General features: G+C 57.9%; 4 protein-coding genes and 1 tRNA gene. All 5 read left to right on the plus strand.

The features are described from left to right. Positions 1–57: 57 nt before the first annotated feature. The 5 genes from rpsF to ACR0P8_RS09365 all read left to right on the plus strand — a co-directional run bounded on the left by rpsF (position 58) and on the right by ACR0P8_RS09365 (position 2392). A complete protein-coding gene (gene rpsF, locus ACR0P8_RS09345) occupies positions 58–345 on the plus strand; it encodes a 30S ribosomal protein S6 (protein WP_003810120.1) in 288 nt (95 codons plus the stop codon). Between the two features lie 41 nt (positions 346–386). Then, positions 387–1052 (plus strand): single-stranded DNA-binding protein, encoded by a 666-nt coding sequence (locus tag ACR0P8_RS09350; RefSeq protein WP_432624799.1) that lies wholly within the window; start codon positions 387–389, stop codon positions 1050–1052. Positions 1053–1116: 64 nt separating this feature from the next. Beyond that, the gene (rpsR, locus tag ACR0P8_RS09355) at positions 1117–1365 is read left to right on the plus strand and encodes a 30S ribosomal protein S18 (RefSeq protein WP_003810112.1); all 249 of its coding nucleotides are present in this window, start codon (positions 1117–1119) and stop codon (positions 1363–1365) included. Between the two features lie 19 nt (positions 1366–1384). Continuing rightward, positions 1385–1831 carry a 50S ribosomal protein L9 gene (gene rplI / locus ACR0P8_RS09360; RefSeq protein ID WP_026646899.1) on the plus strand — a complete coding sequence of 149 codons (447 nt, stop codon included), beginning with the start codon at positions 1385–1387 and terminating at the stop codon, positions 1829–1831. Positions 1832–2318: 487 nt separating this feature from the next. Continuing rightward, positions 2319–2392: transfer RNA gene (locus ACR0P8_RS09365), tRNA-Lys, on the plus strand. Positions 2393–2403: the final 11 nt, after the last annotated feature.

The raw sequence follows: 2403 nt of genomic DNA on the forward strand, positions 1-2403 counted from the left end.
CGCATACACACTCCTGCCATGGAAGGTCCATGGCCGATAGTCCGAAGGAGGTGGGTGATGTCTGCGCATAAGTACGAACTGATGTTCATTGCTGATCCTGAGCTGGATGAGCGCGGTCTGAAGAAGCTGACCGAGCAGTATCTGGAAACTGTCACCAAGGAAGGCGGTGCCGTCGAGAACATCGACATCTGGGGCCGTCGCAAGCTTGCCTACGAAATCGCCGGCAAGACCGAAGGTAACTACGTCGTGGTCAACTACTCCGCTGAGCCGGCCACCAGCGACGAACTCGATCGTCTGCTGAACCTGAACGAATCCGTCATCCGTACGAAGATTCTTCGCAAGTAAGTAATCCAAGCTTTTTTAAGTTGCAAGGTAGGTAGAACGTCATGGCAGGCGAGACCGTAATCACCGTTGTGGGCAACCTCACATCCGATCCGGAAATCCGTACCATCGGTAGCGGCGCGGCCGTGGCAAGCTTCACGATTGCCTCCACTCCGCGTAACTGGAATCGTAATACGAACCAGTTCGAAGAGGGACAGACCCTGTTCCTGCGTTGCTCCGCATGGCGCGACATGGCCGAGCATTGCGCTCAGAGCCTGTCCAAGGGCATGCGTGTGATCGCGCAGGGCCGTCTGCAGCAGCGTTCCTACCAGGCGAACGACGATTCCCAGCGAACCGTCATCGAAATGCAGGTCGATGAGATCGGCCCGTCCCTGCGCTACGCGACCGCCCAGGTCAACCGTGTTTCCAGTGCCAATGGCTATGCCGGCAATCGTGGCGGCAACGGCTTTGGCGGAAACAACGGCGGATACCAGGGCGGCGCCGGTTACTCCGGTGGCGCCGGATATCAGGGGAATGGCGGCTATCAGGGCGGCGCATCCGCTCCCGCGAACGCCAATCCCGCTCCGGCCGCGCCCGCACAGGCCGCTCCGGCCTCGGATCCATGGGGCAGCTCGGATAATTCCAACTCGTCCTTCGGTTCCTTCGGCGCATCCCAGTCCTTCGGAGGCTCCTCCGAATTCGGCGGGGATAGCGACGAACCGGAATTTTGACCGGATCGCAACGAACCAAGCAGCTTAATCACAGCAATTTCCAGATTTTAAGGAGAACATCAAGATGTCACGCAAGAGGCCGCAGCCGCCGGTCAAGCCGTTTAAGAAGAAGCCGAACCCGCTGAAGGCGGCGAAGGTCACCGAGATCGATTACAAGGACGTCGCCCTGCTGCGCAAGTTCATCTCCGATCGCGGCAAGATCCGTTCCCGTCGTATCACCGGCGTCACCGTGCAGGAGCAGCGCGAGATCTCCAAGGCTATCAAGAACGCCCGCGAGATGGCCCTGCTGCCGTACGCCACTTCCGGCCGCTGATCTTAGAGAGGTTTGAACAATGGCTGAAACTAAGGTTATTCTCACCAAGTCCGTCAACCACCTGGGTCACCCGGGTGACGTCGTGGCCGTCAAGTCCGGCTACGCCCGCAACTACCTGTTCCCGCAGGGCCTGGCCTTCGCTTGGTCCAAGGGTGCCGCCGCCCAGATCGAGTCCATGAAGCGCGCTCGTCTGGCCAAGGCCGTCGCCACCCGCGAGGAGGCCGTTGCCGCCAAGGGAATCATCGAGGGCACCACCGTCGAAATCGCCGCCAAGGTCTCCGAGTCCGGCAAGCTGTTCGGCAGCATCTCCGCCGAGAAGATCGCCATCGCGCTCTCCTCCAAGGTCGAGGTCAACCCGAAGAACATCACCGTTGAGCCGATCAAGACCACCGGTGACTTCCCGGCGACCGTCGCTCTGCACCCGGAAATCTCCGCCAACTTCTTCGTGAAGGTTGTCGCTGAGTGATTTCACCCCCATTCGCCGTTGGAGCCCATTTTGGGCCGACGGCGAATGACTTCAGGCTGAAACACGTCTGAGCTTAAGCACAGAAATCCCCCGTACCAATCGGTGCGGGGGATTTTCTGTTGTGACGGCCTGTTTGGCGACTTTTCATCCTGCTGTCTTGTGCGGGTTCCGCCTTACGTGGGTTCCGGAGTGCATGGAGGAGCGTTGCCTCCCGTATTTCGACACGTCCCGTATCTCGGCATGTCCCGTATTTCAACACCTAAGACGACACAATAATGTGAAGAAATTGTGATTACTTGAATTGAGGTGGTGATTTTCGCGCTGGAAAACGTCGCAAAGCGTCATTTTCGCCAAAATTGGCGATTTGCCAAAATCGTTGGAAAATAGCGGTTTTATGATTGCGACACGCCGAAGGTTGCGTTCCTCTCGAATCTGAGTATATTTACTCCATGTGCTCAGCGAGAACAAAAACCTCGCCAAGACCAACGCCCCTTTAGCTCAGTTGGTTAGAGCAGCTGACTCTTAATCAGCGTGTCCAGGGTTCGAATCCCTGAGGGGGCACAGACAAGACC

The sequence above is a fragment of the Bifidobacterium sp. genome (assembly GCF_050874245.1).
Taxonomy (GTDB): Bacteria; Actinomycetota; Actinomycetes; order Actinomycetales; family Bifidobacteriaceae; genus Bifidobacterium.

What these genes read in the sequence shown, in the direction of transcription:
- ACR0P8_RS09350 (WP_432624799.1), top strand. Translation starts at nt 387, where the DNA reads ATGGCAGGCGAGACCGTAATCACCGTTGTGGGCAACCTCACATCCGAT.
- rpsR (WP_003810112.1), top strand. Translation starts at nt 1,117, where the DNA reads ATGTCACGCAAGAGGCCGCAGCCGCCGGTCAAGCCGTTTAAGAAGAAG.
- rpsF (WP_003810120.1), top strand. Translation starts at nt 58, where the DNA reads ATGTCTGCGCATAAGTACGAACTGATGTTCATTGCTGATCCTGAGCTG.
- rplI (WP_026646899.1), top strand. Translation starts at nt 1,385, where the DNA reads ATGGCTGAAACTAAGGTTATTCTCACCAAGTCCGTCAACCACCTGGGT.